Genomic DNA, 16,525 nt, shown 5'->3' on the forward strand with positions numbered 1-16,525 from the left:
CCTTCCTTAATGTGATAAAATAATTCACTATAAGGAAGGCACATGAAATCAATTCTTTTTTTACTATTTTTCTTTTCTCAATCTGTATATTCAAGCTCCCAAAACGCTACATTAATTCTCGATGAAATTAAAAAATCAATTGCTGTAGAATATGGGTTACAGGATGAATTTGTTACAGTTGAAGAAACTGTTATTGAAGAACAGAAGATTAATAAAGTTCAATCTAAAATTGATGAACTTAAAATCAAAGAACAAAAGAGATTAGGGCTTCCTACAGATCGTGTTTTAACAGGGGCTGAAAGAGTAGAGTTACTTAAAAAGAAAAATCGAGAAAGTATCAATCAGAAAAAAAATCATCAAGTTGCAGGTGATTGGCTTGATTCAAAAAAAGCTGAAGTTGAAAATTGGCAAAATGAAAAATTAAAGCAATTAAAAATTTGGGAAGATGAAAGAAAGAAATTTCTAACAAGAGTTGATGATTATAAAAAAGATCTTACAAAAATTCCTGAACCTCCAAAAGAAATCATAAAAAAGATTCCCGTAAAAAAAGTGAAAAAAATTAGAGTAGAAGCGCTTCCTGATTCTTTTATAATTGAAGGGGCACTTGATCTTCCAATAAAAGATCAAGGAAAGAGACCTACTTGTGCTTCTTTTGCTGGAGTTAGGTCGGTAGAAATTCTTCTCAATCAGCAAAATAAATATACTGAACTTTCGGAGCAGTATTTTTATTATTCTTCAAAACCTGAGTGTCAAACTTCACCATGCTCGAACGGTGGTTCTTGGGTCTTTAATGGTTTTGAAAATAGCAAGAAATCTTCACAATTTGATATCCCACGTGAAAAAGATTGCAGCTATGTTGATAATCCAAAAAGAAATAATGAAACACAAATTCCTTTAGAAAATGGATGCCAGCGAGGTGTGGCGAAAGTGGAAGATTACGTTTTTGTGAAAAATAATGATGCAATTATCTCTGAGTTGAAGGCCGGACACCCTGTTATTGTAGGAACAAAGTTATCTGAGAATTTTTATACTAATAAGGGCCATGTTTTCTTGAAAGATGCATTGAGTGCTGGTTTAGACTCTCATGCAAACGGTCACGCCATTGTTTTTGTAGGCTTTATTAAACTTCCGCAAAAACTTCACGCCAGCGAAGGAAGATTCTGTTTTGTAACGGCCAACAGCTGGGGGCTTGGCTGGGGGCGTGGTGGGCATTCCTGTGTGAGTGAAAAATGGTTTGATCGCTTCAAATTCGATATGAATTTTATGGCCCTTTCTGCTGTTAAGTCACGCTAGGTAAAAAGTTTAATTTGACTGACATATTGAATAGATAGAAAATATTTATTATGTCAGATTCAAAATCGGGCGTTTTTAAAAAACGCCAATTTTTAAAAGATGCCTCCAGAATTTATCAGAGTATAGTTGATAACTCTAACGATGCCATTATGCTTCTTGATGAAGAGGGATTCTTTGACTGCAATTTGGCAACAGTAAAACTTTTTGGCTGCAAAGACAGGGAACATTTTTGTAGTTTTCATCCAAGAGATCTTTCTCCTGAAATTCAACCTGATGGAGTATCTTCTGCTGAGAAGTCTGCTTATTCTATCAAAAAAGCACTCACCGAAGGACATCATAATTTCGAGTGGGTACATAAAAGAATGGACGGAACTCATTTCAAAGCAGAGGTAACTTTAAGTGCCTTTGAAGTTTCAGGAATGTGGGTATTGCAGGCCTACGTTAAAGATGTTACCGAACAGGTTAGGGTTAAAGAAGAGCTTGAAGAAAAGAATAGTTATATTCAAGCAATGCTCGATGCTATTCCTGGTTTTGTTTCATGGATCAATCAAGATTATACCTATCTCGGAGTTAATAATGAGCTTGCGGGTCATTTTGGTGTTCCGGCAAGTGATTTTAGAGGAAAGCCTATTGGGTTTAAGAAAAATTTCAGCCGCCCGAACTTAGAAGAGTTATGTAAGATGATGTTCAACTCGGATAATGATTTTTATCAAGAAGAAGTTGTCGTAGATACAGAGAGGCTAGGTCCAAGAAATTTTATTTTGACTCTTAGAAAATTTAATCAAGGCAAAGGTATTATCATGATTGGAATTGATAATACTGAGCTTAAAAAAACTCAAATACAATTGGCCCTTGAACAGGAAAAGGCCGTGACTCAAGCAAAGTTTGCAAGTCTTGGTGAAATGACTGCTGGAATTGGGCATGAAATTTCTAATCCTCTATCCATTATGGATGGGTACTTAAAAAGAATCACGCGACGTGCACCTGAAGAAATTAAAGAAGATGTCGATCGCACAATTTGGGCCCTTGATAGAGTTGAGAAAATCGTTCAAGGCCTAAAGAGAATTGCTCGTAATGATGAGAATGATCAAAAAAAATGGACTTCTCTCAAATTGATTCTCGATGACACAATGGCCTTTACAAGTGCTAAGCTAAAAAGAAGTGGCGTCAATTTAGAAGTTTCAGAGTATGACGCTTCAATGCAAGTTTTGTGTCGTCACGTTCAACTTTGTCAGGTGCTTTTAAATTTAATTGTGAATGCCAAGGATGCCGTTGAAGGGCTTGATAGAAAATGGGTTCGCTTAGAGTTTGAACAAAATAAAAATCATACTCTTATCCATATTATTGATAGTGGGGAAGGTGTCCCTTCCGATTTGCGAGAAAAAGTATTCAATTCTCTTTATACGACGAAGGCCGAAGGTAAGGGGACTGGAATTGGATTGAGTTTATCTAAAAAGATCATTACATCACACGGGGGAGAACTCTTTATTAATAATGAGCACTCCCACTCATGCTTTACGATCAAATTGCCAAACGTTTAGTGAATTCCTACGTTTTGCATTCCAAGTTTATTTGCAATTTCTGGGGTGAAGGGAAGTACAGTGTTAATATTGTACTTCGCACCTTTCAGCTCGCAGTTTCTAAAGAATACGTTACTTAAATCGCACCCTGAAAAATTAGCGTCATTAAGGTTACAGTTTACAAAAGTAGCTCCGTCGAGATTTGCCCAACGAAGATCAGCGCCTTTAAGGTTACTGTCCACAATGCGAGTTGATTTTAAGCTGGCAAATTGAAGATTAGAGTTTTTAAAATTACTTTTAATAAATTGGTTGCACGACAAATTTGCAAAAGTCATCTTCGTCTTTTCAAGATTTGAATGAACAATACTTGCATCTTTTATATTGGCCTTTTTGAAGTTCGCCTTCGTAAGATCCGAATTCTTGATGCTGATATTATTAATATTGGAAGATTCTAATGATGCTTCAGGCAAGTAAGAAGAACTAATGAGGCGCAGAGTTTTATTGTTTTTAAGGTCTGGGCCTTCGCAATTCTTACCCTTAATTGCCGTAAATGTTTGATTTTTTGTGGCCATAACAAGATTCCTTATTTAGTTCTCAGTGATACTACTAAGGATTACATCATATTGAAAGAAATATCGTTTAATATTCGCCTTTGCCGAAAAAGAGCACTTAAAATCCGCCTTGTAATTTATATCATAATTTTTGTTTTCATTACGTTATAAGTGATTAGAATTGTTCAGTTGACATTTATGGGGCAAATTTGTCAGCCTTTTTTCACACCATAAAGGAATTATGGCGTATAAGGTTGCAAATTATTTTAGTTGGGAGACACACACAGCATGAAAACTCTAATTAAGTTCTTATTATTGATGAGTTTGGGCCTTGGAAGCACTGCTCACGCAGCATCGGGTTCAGTTGATGAATCAATGGATAAAGAGTCGAAGATTATGACGCGACTGCGTCAGGAAGTTGCAGACCTTGAAGTCAAATTCAATCTCGATTTTTTTGACATCGATCTATTCCAAGGAATTAGCTTATCAAGCCGTTACCGTTATGAAGTAGAGCCTTCGTATGAAGCAGAGTACTTCTCACGTATTGATAAGTGGCGCTTAAACGCAAATATTTCTGTTGGAGATATTATTGAAAATAGCTCACCAGTGTATTTCAATATTAAAAGAGATTCAGAAGTTATATTTGTAAGACAATTCAAATCAAAAAAAGAGGCCTTAAAGGCCATGCCATACTCTTTTAACAAACTTCCTGTTAAAGCTGATGTTGTTGATAAGCTTGAGCCAGGAGATTTCGTAAGCCTACCAGCAAATCTTACTGTTGCTTTTGGTGCTACAACAAATTTTGGTCCAGCTAAAATTCCTGGAACTGCAGGTCTATACTACGTGGCACATGGACAATTTCTTGTTCACATTTTCAAAATGAAAGATAACAAAGTTCGTCTAAAAATTATTGCAGAAAGAGGATCTTCTCGTGGTGCTGGTGGTAAGATTGAAGCTGACGTAGAATTTGCAGGAATCAGTATCGTTGATAGAGCTATTGAAAGAGTTTTTGACCTTGAATTCCTGGATGTAGGAACATCTAAAGGAACAGGGCACCAACTTATTATCGATTATGTTTTTGATATGAATGATCAAGATGCACGTGATGCTTATGACAGAGTATTAAACTCTTCATTCAAATTTAAAGATGTATCTATCTTTTCAAAAAATATTACTCACGGAAATATGGAAAACTCACTTGTTTCAACATTTGAAAAAGCTGAAGAGTTAGCTTCGAACGATCTAGAAAAAGAAACAAAGAGGGTAGAGAGACTATTCAAAGGTTTCAATGATTTTAGCTTCAAAAGAAACAGAATCAAATTGAGTGTTATTCTTGCGAACTTCAAAAAAGATAATAGATACACACAAAATAATATCACTTTTGAAGATGATCATGGTCAAAGAGATCATTTCTATTACCCAACATATACAAGAAATAAGCAAGCGAAGCTAAGAACTTGGCCATTTGACTTCAAAGAAGAAACTGAAACTCAGTTATTCGGTCTAGCACCTACAAAAAGTGATGGAGAAAGTGATTACTATTCTGACTTTGGTCTCAACTATTATAGAAAAGATAAGAGTTTTAACGCTGAAGAGCAGGCTAAAGTACACCAAATCCTTATGGATAATCTACCGATTTCTCTTTATGAAAATATCAATTGGGAAGAGTGGAAAGAATTTGATCGTAAACGTAACGTAAGAATCTTTTTCCAAGTCATTTTCAAAGGAAATGCATTTGAAGAGATTAAAGATATGTCAGCTGATGAAGTTGAAACAAAAATTCTTGCCTACCTTAAAGAGAGAAACAGACTTTATACTGGTAAGCTAAGTGGAATTTTTGGGGGGATTTGGAGAAGAATTACGAATGCCTTCAACATCAATAAAAGAGAAGCGAGAAAGCTATCAAGAAAGTTACATACAATTATTTCTAATCAGGATCTTAAAGGTGCTGCAAAAATTAAGGCCCTAATGGAGCTTAGAGATGAGCCGATCTTTAGACAAATTGGTGTAGGCTTTTTAGCATCCCTTCTTGATCAATCAGATCTTGAAGATAAGGTTTATTATGAGCTTAAACTTGTGGCCACTGATGTTGAACCATTAGAGCTAAGATATGGGCAAAGGGCCTATAGTGAGCTGTATGAGCAATTACTTCAAATTCATGCGGCCCTAAATAATAGATCTTACGATATGAGAATCAAGGGTCCAAAGATCCAGCTCAATGAGCTTCTTGATTAAAAACATCTTTTTGAATCTTGCCAAATAATCCATGGGAGAGTTAAATTTCTCCCATGGATAATCTAAAAAACTTCGATTTACTTTCTGACCCAATAACATCTTTTGAACAATGGTTTCAAAAAGCGCTAACACTTGAAAAAGATGCTTATGCGATGACTTTGGCCACAGCTACACCAGATGGTCTTCCCTCTGCTAGAACTGTTCTTTTCAAAGGAATTAAAGAAGGATGTTTTTCTTTTGTGACAAATTATAATTCTCGCAAGGGCCAAGAAATTGAAGCCAATTCTAAAGTCGCTCTATGTTTTTATTGGCAACACTTTGGCAGACAAGTGGTTGTAAAAGGACAGGCCAAAAAAATGTCGGCCCAAGAGTCGAAGAGTTATTTTCAATCTCGTCCTTTTGAATCGCAAGTGGCCTCTTATATTTCTCAGCAATCTTCACCTATAGAATCTCGTGATGACCTTGAGAAGCTCTACAACGAAAAGTTGGAGGAGTTCAAAGATAGTGGTGTGCCTTATCCTGAGAACTGGGGAGGCTATTTAATTGAGCCTTCAGAAATTGAATTTTTTCTTTATGGGAAGTTTCGCTTAAATGATCGTTTTTCTTTTAAGAAAGAGGGAAGTGGTTGGAGCGTGAGCCGTCTCCAACCTTAGAGACTTATTTAATACTTAATTCAATTCGATGTGATTTGAAGCAATCATAAATGCCGCAAGTTGAAGTGCTTGCGGGAGCTCTTTTTCCTGTCACTCCATCAGTTGCTGCAACTCCAGACACTTGTAGGCTAGAGACAAATTGCTCTTTGTATGGAAAATCCCCAAATTCATCTGACATAATATAGCTGGCAAGACTCATTCCTTCTTGCATACTTTGAGTCAGATTTTTTGCATAATCTTTTTGAGCATTTTCTGGTTTTGTAAAAGTCACAAAACTAATTTTTTTATTATGATTAAGGTTTTTGATATGGGCCTGCATAAAAGCACCAATAAACTCTTTTAATTCTCTTTTTTCTCTTGGATCAATATCTAATTTTCCATCTTTGAAAAGATCTGCAATTGAATACGTTGAATTGTCTGTAACTGTAGTTGCAACACTTGCTGGAGTTCTACCAGATGTGCCCATTTGTGAGCGCATCTTTTTCATTTCTTCAAAAGCATCTTGCATCTTTTTATTCATTTCGTTGGCATGATCAACAAGTTCTTGATTAAGGTAATTCAATTTGAATACCTCTTGTTCTTTTGCTTCTAATTGTTCTGTCGTTGCAAAAAGTTCTTCTTTTGTTCTTCTGAGTTTAGCAACTTCTTGAGTATGAGAGTTGATTAATTTATCCATATTCATTTGTTGAATAAAATCATTAGCACCAATGGTATTTGTATGTTCGATTAAACCTTGGATTCTTCTTTCCATTGAGGCTATTTCTGTTTGTTTGGCAGCGATCTCACTATAAAGCTCACGCATATCTGCTGCGAAAGTTGTGGAAGTGATGGCCATTAATAAACAAGCTGAGAAAGGTTTCTTAAAATTCATGTCCTGTCCTTTTCGGAATACAAATTTACCCACCATTCTTATCGGGCAATTTCAGGAAAAAGTTTAGGTCTTATGTCATTGAAAAGAGGTGTGAAGGCATAAAAAAGGCCCGATTTCTCGGGCCTTAATCTTGATTAAAGATTTTTGTTTGCGAAATCCCAGTTTACTAGGTTCCAGAAAGCGTCTAGGTAAGTTGGACGAGCATTTCTGTAGTCAACGTAGTAAGCGTGTTCCCAAACGTCTACAGTTAGAAGACATTGAGTACCGTTTTTCATAGGAGTATCAGCATTGCTAGTGTTAACGATATCAAGACCGTTAGCTGTGTTAACTAGCCAAGTCCAACCTGAACCAAAGTTAGTTGCAGCAGACTTAGTGAAAGCTTCTTTGAAAGCGTCAAAAGAACCCCATTTAGCGTTGATAGCATCAGCAACTTTACCAGTTGGAGCGCCACCACCGTTTGGTGCTAGAGAGTTCCAGTAAAAAGTGTGGTTCCAAACTTGAGCAGCATTGTTGAAAATACCACCAGAAGATTTCGCAACGATTTCTTCAAGTGTCATATTTTCAAACTCTGTACCTTTGATAAGGTTGTTTAGGTTTGTTACGTAAGCATTGTGGTGTTTACCGTAGTGGTACTCGATAGTCTCTACAGAAATGTGTGGAGCAAGAGCATCTTTTGAGTACGGTAGTTCTGGAAGTTTGTGTTCCATAGTTACTCCTTTTTATATCCCTATTTTAAGAAGGACTGTTTATATGTTTTCGCTCTTAATTTATAGGGCCAAACGCTTTTGTTAGCAAGTCAGGATGCTTCATGAAAATTTTATCATGACTCCTATAGTCGGTTATTAACCTTCTAAACTTCTTGTGCTTTGCTCCGATAGGCTTTCTTATGAGGCCAATTCTTCTAATTGTGTTAATTTTTTCTTCTTTTACTTCCTTTGCTCAAAGGAAAGTGGCCACTATTGTAAAAACAATCCACACCGAAAAAGTTAATGAACAGAAGATGAGATGGCGCTTTTTGGGTGGCACTGAAGAAGACGCCCTTCGAGAAATTTTTAATATTCTCCAAAAAAGTGATACCGCCTCGCGCTTGCTTGTGCGCGCCCAATCAGTCGCAGCAATGCAAGGAATGACACTAAATGATGTCATCATTCCTGGCGATGGTTCTTTAACAGACACGACTTTAATTAGAAAATTTAATCCAAAAAATCCTTCTATGGTCGCCTATGAATCGCGCTCAAAAGTATTTCTTAATCGCGATCTAAGTGTAATGGATGCCGTACTTGATTTGGCCCATGAATTAACTCATTTTTCATTTCGTTCACCGTTCAATCCTTATGTTGGAGAGTTTGATGTTGAGTCTTTTGTTGCTTCAACTATTGAAGGCAAAGGTGGGGAAGTGGATGCTTATCTTATAGAGTGCCGTGTGTATGACGAAATATTTAAAAAAGATTACGGCGCAAAAGAAAATTGTGAAAGCATTCGTGGTACTGATAAAAAGTTTAGCAAAGAACTCACGACAAGAGAGTTTTATAAAGTAGGTCCTTTTGATAGAGATCTTGAAAAAGAATTAAATCAAAATGGCGGCAAGAGTGCGGCCTTAAAAAATCTAACAGACCGCCAAGCTGTCTTTATATCATCGGCCTATGGTGTTCCCTATCCGCTTGCTGCGGTGAGAGAATATGTTTCAATCATGGGCAGGGCCTGTGAAAATGACAAAAAACGTTTAGCTTATGCCTCTGCTGCGATAGATCGTAGTCCTGCTTCGACAAGTGAAAATATTTATAGCGCTCTTAGCAAAGGCTATCAGAAGCGCTGTTCACAGGTTGATCACAAATAATCACGCGCCGCCTCTAATGAAAACCGTCCATTATGCTCGTTTTTTCTTCACCATTCATTGACTATAAATCGCCACACAGGTAAAAATATGACATAATAATCTTTATTAAAACCCTAAAACTTAAAGGATTGCGCTAATGCAAGACGGCGTTATTTTAATGAAAGTGGATGACTTCCTTAACTGGGGAAGAAAGAACTCTTTGTGGCCAATGACTTTTGGTCTCGCTTGTTGTGCTATTGAAATGATGGCAACAGGTGCATCTAAGTACGACCTTGAGCGTTTCGGTTGTGGTGCCTTCATGGCCACTCCAAGACGTGCCGATCTTATGATCGTTGCAGGTACTGTTACTTTAAAAATGGCCCCAAGAATTAAAACATTGTACGAGCAAATGGCAGAGCCTAAGTACGTTATCTCTATGGGATCATGTGCGAACAAAGGTGGACCATATTGGCAACACGGTTATCACGTACTGAAAGGTGTTGATGAAATCGTTCCTGTTGATGTTTACGTTCCAGGTTGTCCTCCAAGACCAGAAGCTCTAATTGAAGGTTTAATGACTCTTCAAAAGAAGATCGCTAACGAAAGACTTCTAAGAGACAAGTGGGTGAAAAATGCTTAAGGAAATTACAGAATTTTTAAATAAAGAAGTTGCTGGTTGCAACGCTACTTTAAAAGAAGCAGAAGTTGGGGATTCAACGATCTTCGTTGAAGCATCTTCAATTAAGAAAGTATGTTTTGCTCTTAAAGATAGTGCTGAGTTTGATGTTAATGTTCTTCAAGCAATTACTGGTTGTGATTATTCAGACCGCATTGAAGTTTCATATATCCTTGCTTCTTTCACTAAGAACATTGAAGTTATCGTAAAAGTAAAACTTCCAAAAACTGGTAAAAATGATTTAGTGAAAATTGAATCAGTTTGTGATGTTTGGAAAGCTGCTAACTTTCAAGAAAGAGAAACTTACGATCTACTAGGTGTAGAGTTCACAGGTCACCCAGACCTTAGAAGAATTCTTTGTCCATACGACTGGGAAGGTTACCCTCTAAGAAAAGATTATGAAGTTCAAAAAGTTTGGCAAGGTTTAGAAGTAAATCCGGCCCATAAAATTAATCAAGAAGATCATGACTTCATGACGAAACTTAAACTTTCTTCTGATAATCCAAAAATTGTTACTGGATCATGGGAAGGTCACGTTTCTCCTGAGCTTCTAGAGCAACTCAATACAAAAATGGCTTCTTTAAAAGATGCTAGCAGCGAAGAGTAAGGATAGATTAGATGGATCAATATAACGAAGAACAAGAAAAATTACATACAGATCTTCTGACTCTTAACATGGGTCCTCAACACCCTGCTACTCACGGGGTTTTACGTGTTGAGATTAAGACTGATTCTGAGGTTGTAGCACAAGCTATTCCACATCTTGGATACCTTCACAGATGTATGGAAAAGCACTGTGAAGACGTAGATTATAGAGGGGTTATTCCTTATACTGACAGACTCGACTACCTTGCTTCAATGAGCATGGAGTGGGGATACTCACTAGCAGTTGAGAAAATGCTTGGAACAGAAGTTCCTGCTCGTGCGGAATATATCAGAGTTATCATTGCTGAGCTTCAAAGAATTGCATCTCACTTAATGTACTTCGGTACTTATGCAATCGACCTTGGTGCTTTTACTCCATTCCTATACGCTTTCCAAGATAGAGAAGAAATTCTAAGACTTTTCGAAGAAATTTCTGGTGCACGTCTTCTTTATAACTACGTTTGGATCGGCGGTGTTTGGAACGATCTAAATGATGAGCAACTAAGAAGAATTGGTAAATTCTGCGACAAGATGGAAGAGAACATGAAGAAATACCACGCTCTTGTTGGTATGAACAAAATCTTCCGCGACAGAACTGCTAATGTTGGTATCATCTCTAAAGAACTAGCTTACGAATATGGAGCAACTGGTCCTGTTCTAAGAGGTTCTGGTGTAGAGTGGGATTTAAGAAAAAATAGACCATATGGTTACTATGATAAATTTGATTTCGATATCGTAACTGGTAAAGGTGAAATGGGCCAAGTTGGTGACTGTTGGGACCGTTACTATGTTCGTGTTTTTGAGATCAATGAATCAATCAAGATTCTAAGACAAGCTCTTGACGGAATTGAAGCTGGTCCAATTATGGGTAAAGTACCTAAGATCATCAAAGTTCCTGAGGGTGAAATCTACCTTAGAACTGAGTGTCCTCGCGGAGAGCTTGGTTACCACTTAATTTCTGACGGTGGAAAGAAACCATACAGACTTAAAGTTAAGTCTTCATGTTTTACACACACTTCAATGCTTCCTGATTTAGCTCCAGGTCAACTAATCGCTGACTTCGTAGCAACAATTGGTAGTATCGATATCGTTCTTGGTGAGGTTGACCGATGAGCACACATAACGAAACAACAATTCTAACTTCGAACAGAATTCATGAGCCTCTTACTTTAGGGAAGTGGTTTAAAAACGTTTGGACAGCTGTTTCTACAGTTACAAAAGGTATGGCAATTACATTCCGTTATGTATACGGTGTTAAGCCTGTTACAATTGAGTATCCAGAAGTAAGAGAAGAGCTACCAGCAAACTCTCGTTCTAGACTTTTTAACGACGTTGAAAACTGTATTTCTTGTTACCAGTGTGCAACGGCTTGTCCTGTTGACTGTATCTATATTACAGCTACAAGAAGAGACAAAGAAGCACCTGCAATTAAGACAAAAGACGGTACGCCAATTCGTCTTGATCTTAAGCAATATACAATTGATACAGCACTATGTTGCTACTGTGGTCTTTGTACAACAGTTTGTCCAACAGAGTGTTTAACTCATACAACTGACTATGAGTTTGCCCAATACACACTTTCATCAATGAAATACGACTATCTTGCTGATGATATTAAGGTGTGGAGAGATCGTATCGTTAAGGATTAATTAAAAAATTGATCAATCATATGAGGGCCTAATTTTTAGGCCCTCTTTCATTAAGAAATATTAAGAATATCTTTAACCCCAAAAAATTCATTTAAATTGATAATAGTAAGAAACACTTAAAAGGGTTTCTTATGTTTAAAAAACTTAGCCTTCAGCAAAGGTTATCGCTTTCAGTTATTGGGGTGGTGACTTTATCTTTAATTATCCTCTCTGTTTATAGCTACAATAAATCAAGTGAGCTACTAAAGGCCGAGGCCTATGCGAGAGCACAGGAGATGTCGCTAAAATACGCTAAGGATATTAAGGCGACTATTGATGAGGCCTTTACCATCACCCGCACCATGGCCTACGCCATAGAGGGAATGCGAAGTAAAGGTGAGCTAAAAAGAGAAGGTATCCTTCAGGCCCAAAAAATAATTCTAGAGAGGACTCCTTTTTTGTATGGAAAAGGAGTGTACTTTGAACCCAATGCTCTTGATGGAAAAGACAAAGAGTATATGGGCTCTTCCGACTTTGGAAAAGAAGGGCGTTATGGCCCGTGGGTAAGGCGAGATGGTACAAATTTTGTGGTTGAGCCTAGTGATACAGAATCAATGGAAACAGAGGGCAAGGGAGATTGGTATCTTATTCCTAAGAGAACGATGAAAGAGTCGAGTATTGAACCTTACTCATACGATCTTTCAGATGGTACAAAAATTCAAATCACAAGCCCAACCGTGCCGATTATTATCGATGGAAAATTCTTCGGGATTGCTCAAACAGATATTCGCCTCAATGATATTTTTAAATTGGTTTCGCAGATAAAACCATACGGTACTGGCTACGCTGAGCTCATTTCGGCCGACAAAAAATATATCGTTCATAAAAGTATCGATATGGTTGATAAACCTGTCCCTGACTTTGAAAAAACCACTCTTGAGGCCCTTGAAAAAGGGGAAATGAAGACATTTGAAGATCATGAGTACTACAAGGTTATGATTCCAATTCAAGTGGGGAAAACACAGAATAAATGGCTTTTAAAGGTTGATGTTCCCATTGCAAAAATATTAGAGCCAACAAAGGCACTTGCTACAGTTCAGCTTATTTTATCTCTTGTAAGTATTGCTGTGATATCAATTGTTATTTATTTTATTTCACTCACAATAAGTCGTCCTCTTACAGAACAAAATAGAGCGGTCGAAAATATCGCAACATCGCTTTCAGAATACTCTGAAAATCTGTTGGGCCTAAGTAAAAATCTGGCCGAGATGTCGACTTCACAATCAAGTGCCCTTGTTCAAACTTCAAGTGCCATGGATGAAATTAGCGCCATGGTAACGAGAAATAACGATGCCGCTAAAGAGTCAAAGGTTAGTGCAGATGAGAGTCGTAAAAGTGCTAACGATGGTAAAGAGGCCACAACTTCTTTAGTTCTTTCGATGGAAGAAATTAAAAGTTCATCTGAACAAATCTCGGCCCAATCTGCAAAAGGAAATCAAGAAATTCAAGAAATCATCGGGATCATTAAGCAGATTGAGGAAAAGACGGCCATTATTAACGATATCGTTTTTCAAACTAAGCTTCTTTCATTCAATGCTTCAGTTGAAGCGGCCAGAGCAGGCGAGCACGGAAAAGGATTTGCTATTGTTGCAGAGGAAGTTGCCAATCTCGCGGCCATTTCTGGAACAGCATCACTCGAAATTACTGAAATGCTTGGCCAGAGCTCAAAGAAGGTTGAAGATATTATTGCCACAAATCAAAAGGCGATTGAATCACTTATTAGTGAATCAATTCATAAAGTAGAACAGGGGATTTTAAATGTTCGAGAGTTCTCGGACAAATTAGAAGGTATTGTCGGAAGTTCTCAAAAAGTTGGAAGGCTGGTTGATGAAATTGTTGATGCCTCAGAACAACAGACTTCAGGGGTGTCTGAAGTTGCTATTGCTATCAATAATCTCGATGCAGATGCTCAGAAAAATTCATCTATGGCGAAGGATACTTCTAAGGCCGCTGAAAAGGTCCAAGAAGATGCCCTGGTTCTTCGCGGTATTGTAAAGAATTTGGATACTATTATTTCAGGGGGTTAAAGCAGTTTTTTACGTGAAAAAACTATAAGTCCTCTTGTCTTTTTTATTTAATGGAGTAGGAGAGTACTATGAAAATAGCACTACTCTTACTTACATTTATTAGTTATCAATCCATCGCCTTTAACGAATATGAAATCACTGAAAATTTCAAAAAACTTGGCGGTGATGAAGATGCCATCGCCCAGGCCCTTTGTTTTTATTCAAGATACGAGGGTAAAAAATTCAAAAGAAAAATTGGTGGAAAAATCAAAGGCAGTACAAAGATTACGAATGATAATTATATTGCCATTGTTGATCTGACAAAGCCTTCATTCTTGAAAAGATTCTTTCTAGTGAATCTAAAAAGCTCTGAGGTAAAAGTCTACAATGCCGCCCATGGTTCAGGAAATTTCAATGGAACATTTAATCTTCCAGCAAACGCGAAATATTTTAGCAATACTCACGGATCAAATCTAACTCCAAGAGGTTTTATGATTAGTGGTGAGCGCGTTGTCTCTCGACTTGGTTGGAAGTGGCATATGAAGCTTGATGGTGTCGAACAAGGTGTTAATGATAACAGTCGTGACAGGGCCATCGTTTATCATGCTGGCGTGGCCTCTTATGACAGTAATGAAATTAGAGTGCGTGAAGGTGTTGCAAGTTCAAATGAAGATGAACCCATTTTAAGAGATAAAGATGGTGCTCAATTTATGAGTAACGGTTGTACAATGGTTGCTAAAGCACACAGTGAAGAAATATATTCTCTAACTAAAAGTGGAACACTTTTTTACAACTTTACTCCCTACGAAAAAGAGCAAGGCATCTACTATTGTGGTGGAGAGAAATTACTCCGCTAACCAGCTCTTAACTGACTCAACAACCCACGGCCCAGCATCTAATGTAAGGTCGTGGCCGGCAGTCGAATGACAAAATAATTCTGCATTGTATTTTCTGCGTAGGGCCTTTGTACTTTCGGGATTTACTAGACGGTCACCTTCTCCAATAAGAAATAAGGTATCTTTTGAAAGTTTACTCGGTGAACGAAAACGAGATGCCGCAAATAATTGTCTAATTTGATTCTTTCTAGAAATTGGTTTTTCTTTATAGTGATTGGCAAATTCTTTTGCAAATACTTCTCTGTTTTCTAAAATATTTGTCGTGAAATTTAATACAGTCTCAATTTGTGTTTCAATGGATGGTTTTCTAAATACATCTAAAAAGAAAAGCATGCCTTCGGGACGAACTCGTTTGTACATCGGAACAACATCTTTTGCTGATGTGTTCATAAATACAAGTTTTTCAAAATCATCGGGAAATAACTCATTCCACTTCATCCCAATCATTGCCCCCATTGAAATGGCCATGAGCGCGTAAGGGCCTTCTTTTTTTTGTTTCTTAAATTGCTCACGTAAAAAGTAAACATACTCTTCAATACTAAGTGGAGAGTGTTCACTATTGTTATCTCCTGCACCAGGAAGATCGATCATTAATACGTCTCTATCTCCAACTTCACTTTTAAGCACTTCGGGAAAAGGTCCCCATTGTCTTTTTTCTGTTGAGAGTCCACGTAACAATAACCAGTTGTAAGATTTAATACTCATTATTCATTCCAGTTTGTGACGTTTCTTGAGGCCTTGGCCAAAAAGTCTATGAGAAGAAAATGTCTTCTCATTGTTCTATTATAACGGTGATCTTTCATTGGGTTGAATAGCCCTTCAATATTAAAAAGTTGAAGCGGATTTTTTCTAACCCAATTCCATGAACCCATCTCTAAAGTCCAAGGAATATAGACACCATTTGGATTGTGTTTCATATACTCATCAAAGAGATAGTCCCAAAGATCACCATAGATTCCATAAGAAGCACTTTGAGGTTCTATTTGGTAAACGTGATGAGGAATTGTATTGTTAAACAAATTTATAAGTGAATCAATTTGTGGCTGCATAATACTTGGATTATTTGTGTAGCCATAAGGATACCAAAGTCTATCGACAAGGCCAAAACCAGAGTGAAAATCTACTGAAAGCGCAACTTTAGAAGGGAAGATTTCCTTTTGGATGAAATCCACAAGTGCATGACTTTCTTTTTCCATTTCACCTTCAACTCCACGATACCAAGGAAGTTTATTTGAAAACGTATGACCAGAAATTAAAGGAATAGTATTTTCTACATCTTTAATCACTGGGGCGTTTCTCATGAGATCAACACCTCTAGGGTTTGACCTTTTGAAATGGGCCATTCCGGCTGGATTAATTAAAGGAATAGAAACGATTCTAAACTTTGAAAATAATTCTCTTAAATCACGATCCCACTTTAATTGATAAAAAAGACTCGAGAGATAACTAAGCACTACGTGTGTACCAATTTTCTCTAGACCATGCACTCCACCAAAAAGACCAAGCACTGGGGCCGTCTTATCTTTTGTTCCAATTGAAAATGAAACGATAGGGTAGTCTTTATTTTTATAGTTGATGGTATCAAGTACATTTGTACTTATAAGTGGATCTTTGTTCTCACAAAGATGCTGAATGGTTTCCAATTCTTTAGACTTGAACATGTTATGACTATAAC

16 protein-coding genes are annotated in these 16,525 nt (G+C 37.2%); 11 read left to right on the forward strand and 5 right to left on the reverse strand.

Features of this window, described 5'->3' with window-relative positions:
* Positions 1-42 precede the first annotated feature (42 nt).
* Positions 43-1,293 (forward strand): C1 family peptidase, encoded by a 1,251-nt coding sequence (locus M899_RS00090; protein ID WP_021269389.1) that lies wholly within the window; start codon positions 43-45, stop codon positions 1,291-1,293.
* Between the two features lie 50 nt (positions 1,294-1,343).
* Positions 1,344-2,834 (forward strand): PAS domain-containing sensor histidine kinase, encoded by a 1,491-nt coding sequence (locus M899_RS00095; RefSeq protein ID WP_021269374.1) that lies wholly within the window; start codon positions 1,344-1,346, stop codon positions 2,832-2,834.
* Here M899_RS00095 and M899_RS00100 read toward each other — a convergent pair.
* On the reverse strand, positions 2,831-3,385 hold the full coding sequence (locus M899_RS00100) for a pentapeptide repeat-containing protein (RefSeq protein ID WP_021269343.1): 555 nt from the start codon (positions 3,383-3,385) through the stop codon (positions 2,831-2,833). The two genes, M899_RS00095 and M899_RS00100, sit on opposite strands and share 4 nt — an antisense overlap.
* A gap of 267 nt (positions 3,386-3,652) precedes the next feature.
* Between M899_RS00100 and M899_RS00105 the strand changes: the two genes are divergently transcribed.
* Positions 3,653-5,599 carry a hypothetical protein gene (locus M899_RS00105; protein ID WP_021269338.1) on the forward strand — a complete coding sequence of 649 codons (1,947 nt, stop codon included), beginning with the start codon at positions 3,653-3,655 and terminating at the stop codon, positions 5,597-5,599.
* Between the two features lie 53 nt (positions 5,600-5,652).
* The gene (gene pdxH / locus M899_RS00110; RefSeq protein ID WP_021269395.1) at positions 5,653-6,252 is read left to right on the forward strand and encodes a pyridoxamine 5'-phosphate oxidase; all 600 of its coding nucleotides are present in this window, start codon (positions 5,653-5,655) and stop codon (positions 6,250-6,252) included.
* A 4-nt stretch (positions 6,253-6,256) separates the two neighbouring features.
* Here the strand turns inward: pdxH and M899_RS00115 are convergent, their stop codons facing one another.
* Both M899_RS00115 and M899_RS00120 read right to left on the reverse strand, forming a co-directional pair.
* Complete coding sequence (locus M899_RS00115; protein WP_021269410.1) at positions 6,257-7,123, reverse strand: hypothetical protein; 867 nt, start codon at positions 7,121-7,123, stop codon at positions 6,257-6,259.
* A gap of 134 nt (positions 7,124-7,257) precedes the next feature.
* Positions 7,258-7,830 (reverse strand): superoxide dismutase, encoded by a 573-nt coding sequence (locus M899_RS00120; RefSeq protein ID WP_021269401.1) that lies wholly within the window; start codon positions 7,828-7,830, stop codon positions 7,258-7,260.
* A 242-nt stretch (positions 7,831-8,072) separates the two neighbouring features.
* Here M899_RS00120 and M899_RS00125 point away from each other — a divergent pair, with 242 nt between their 5' ends.
* The 7 genes from M899_RS00125 (at position 8,073) to M899_RS00155 (ending at position 14,811) form a co-directional block, all read left to right on the forward strand.
* A complete protein-coding gene (locus tag M899_RS00125; RefSeq protein ID WP_155897008.1) occupies positions 8,073-8,960 on the forward strand; it encodes a hypothetical protein in 888 nt (295 codons plus the stop codon).
* 136 nt (positions 8,961-9,096) lie between these two features.
* Complete coding sequence (locus M899_RS00130; protein ID WP_021269399.1) at positions 9,097-9,579, forward strand: NADH-quinone oxidoreductase subunit B; 483 nt, start codon at positions 9,097-9,099, stop codon at positions 9,577-9,579.
* Positions 9,572-10,222, forward strand: coding sequence for an NADH-quinone oxidoreductase subunit C (locus tag M899_RS00135; RefSeq protein ID WP_021269394.1), 651 nt, complete (start codon positions 9,572-9,574; stop codon positions 10,220-10,222). Before M899_RS00130 ends, M899_RS00135 begins: the two co-directional genes overlap by 8 nt.
* A gap of 11 nt (positions 10,223-10,233) precedes the next feature.
* Positions 10,234-11,373, forward strand: a complete 1,140-nt coding sequence (locus M899_RS00140) for an NADH-quinone oxidoreductase subunit D (RefSeq protein WP_021269339.1) — start codon at positions 10,234-10,236, stop codon at positions 11,371-11,373.
* Entirely contained in the window at positions 11,370-11,909 is a 540-nt protein-coding gene (locus M899_RS00145) for a 4Fe-4S binding protein (protein WP_021269350.1), read from the forward strand. The genes M899_RS00140 and M899_RS00145 overlap by 4 nt, the downstream gene beginning before the upstream one ends.
* A gap of 131 nt (positions 11,910-12,040) precedes the next feature.
* Entirely contained in the window at positions 12,041-13,975 is a 1,935-nt protein-coding gene (locus M899_RS00150) for a methyl-accepting chemotaxis protein (RefSeq protein ID WP_021269340.1), read from the forward strand.
* 68 nt (positions 13,976-14,043) lie between these two features.
* Complete coding sequence (locus tag M899_RS00155) at positions 14,044-14,811, forward strand: murein L,D-transpeptidase catalytic domain-containing protein (RefSeq protein ID WP_021269359.1); 768 nt, start codon at positions 14,044-14,046, stop codon at positions 14,809-14,811.
* Here the strand turns inward: M899_RS00155 and M899_RS00160 are convergent.
* On the reverse strand, positions 14,800-15,555 hold the full coding sequence (locus tag M899_RS00160) for an alpha/beta fold hydrolase (protein WP_021269355.1): 756 nt from the start codon (positions 15,553-15,555) through the stop codon (positions 14,800-14,802). The two genes, M899_RS00155 and M899_RS00160, sit on opposite strands and share 12 nt — an antisense overlap.
* The gene (locus M899_RS00165) at positions 15,555-16,511 is read right to left on the reverse strand and encodes a M14 family zinc carboxypeptidase (protein WP_021269381.1); all 957 of its coding nucleotides are present in this window, start codon (positions 16,509-16,511) and stop codon (positions 15,555-15,557) included. Before M899_RS00165 ends, M899_RS00160 begins: the two co-directional genes overlap by 1 nt.
* Between the last annotated feature and the right edge of the window lie 14 nt (positions 16,512-16,525).

It is taken from the genome of Bacteriovorax sp. BSW11_IV, assembly GCF_000447755.1.
Lineage (GTDB): Bacteria > Bdellovibrionota > Bacteriovoracia > Bacteriovoracales > Bacteriovoracaceae > BSW11-IV.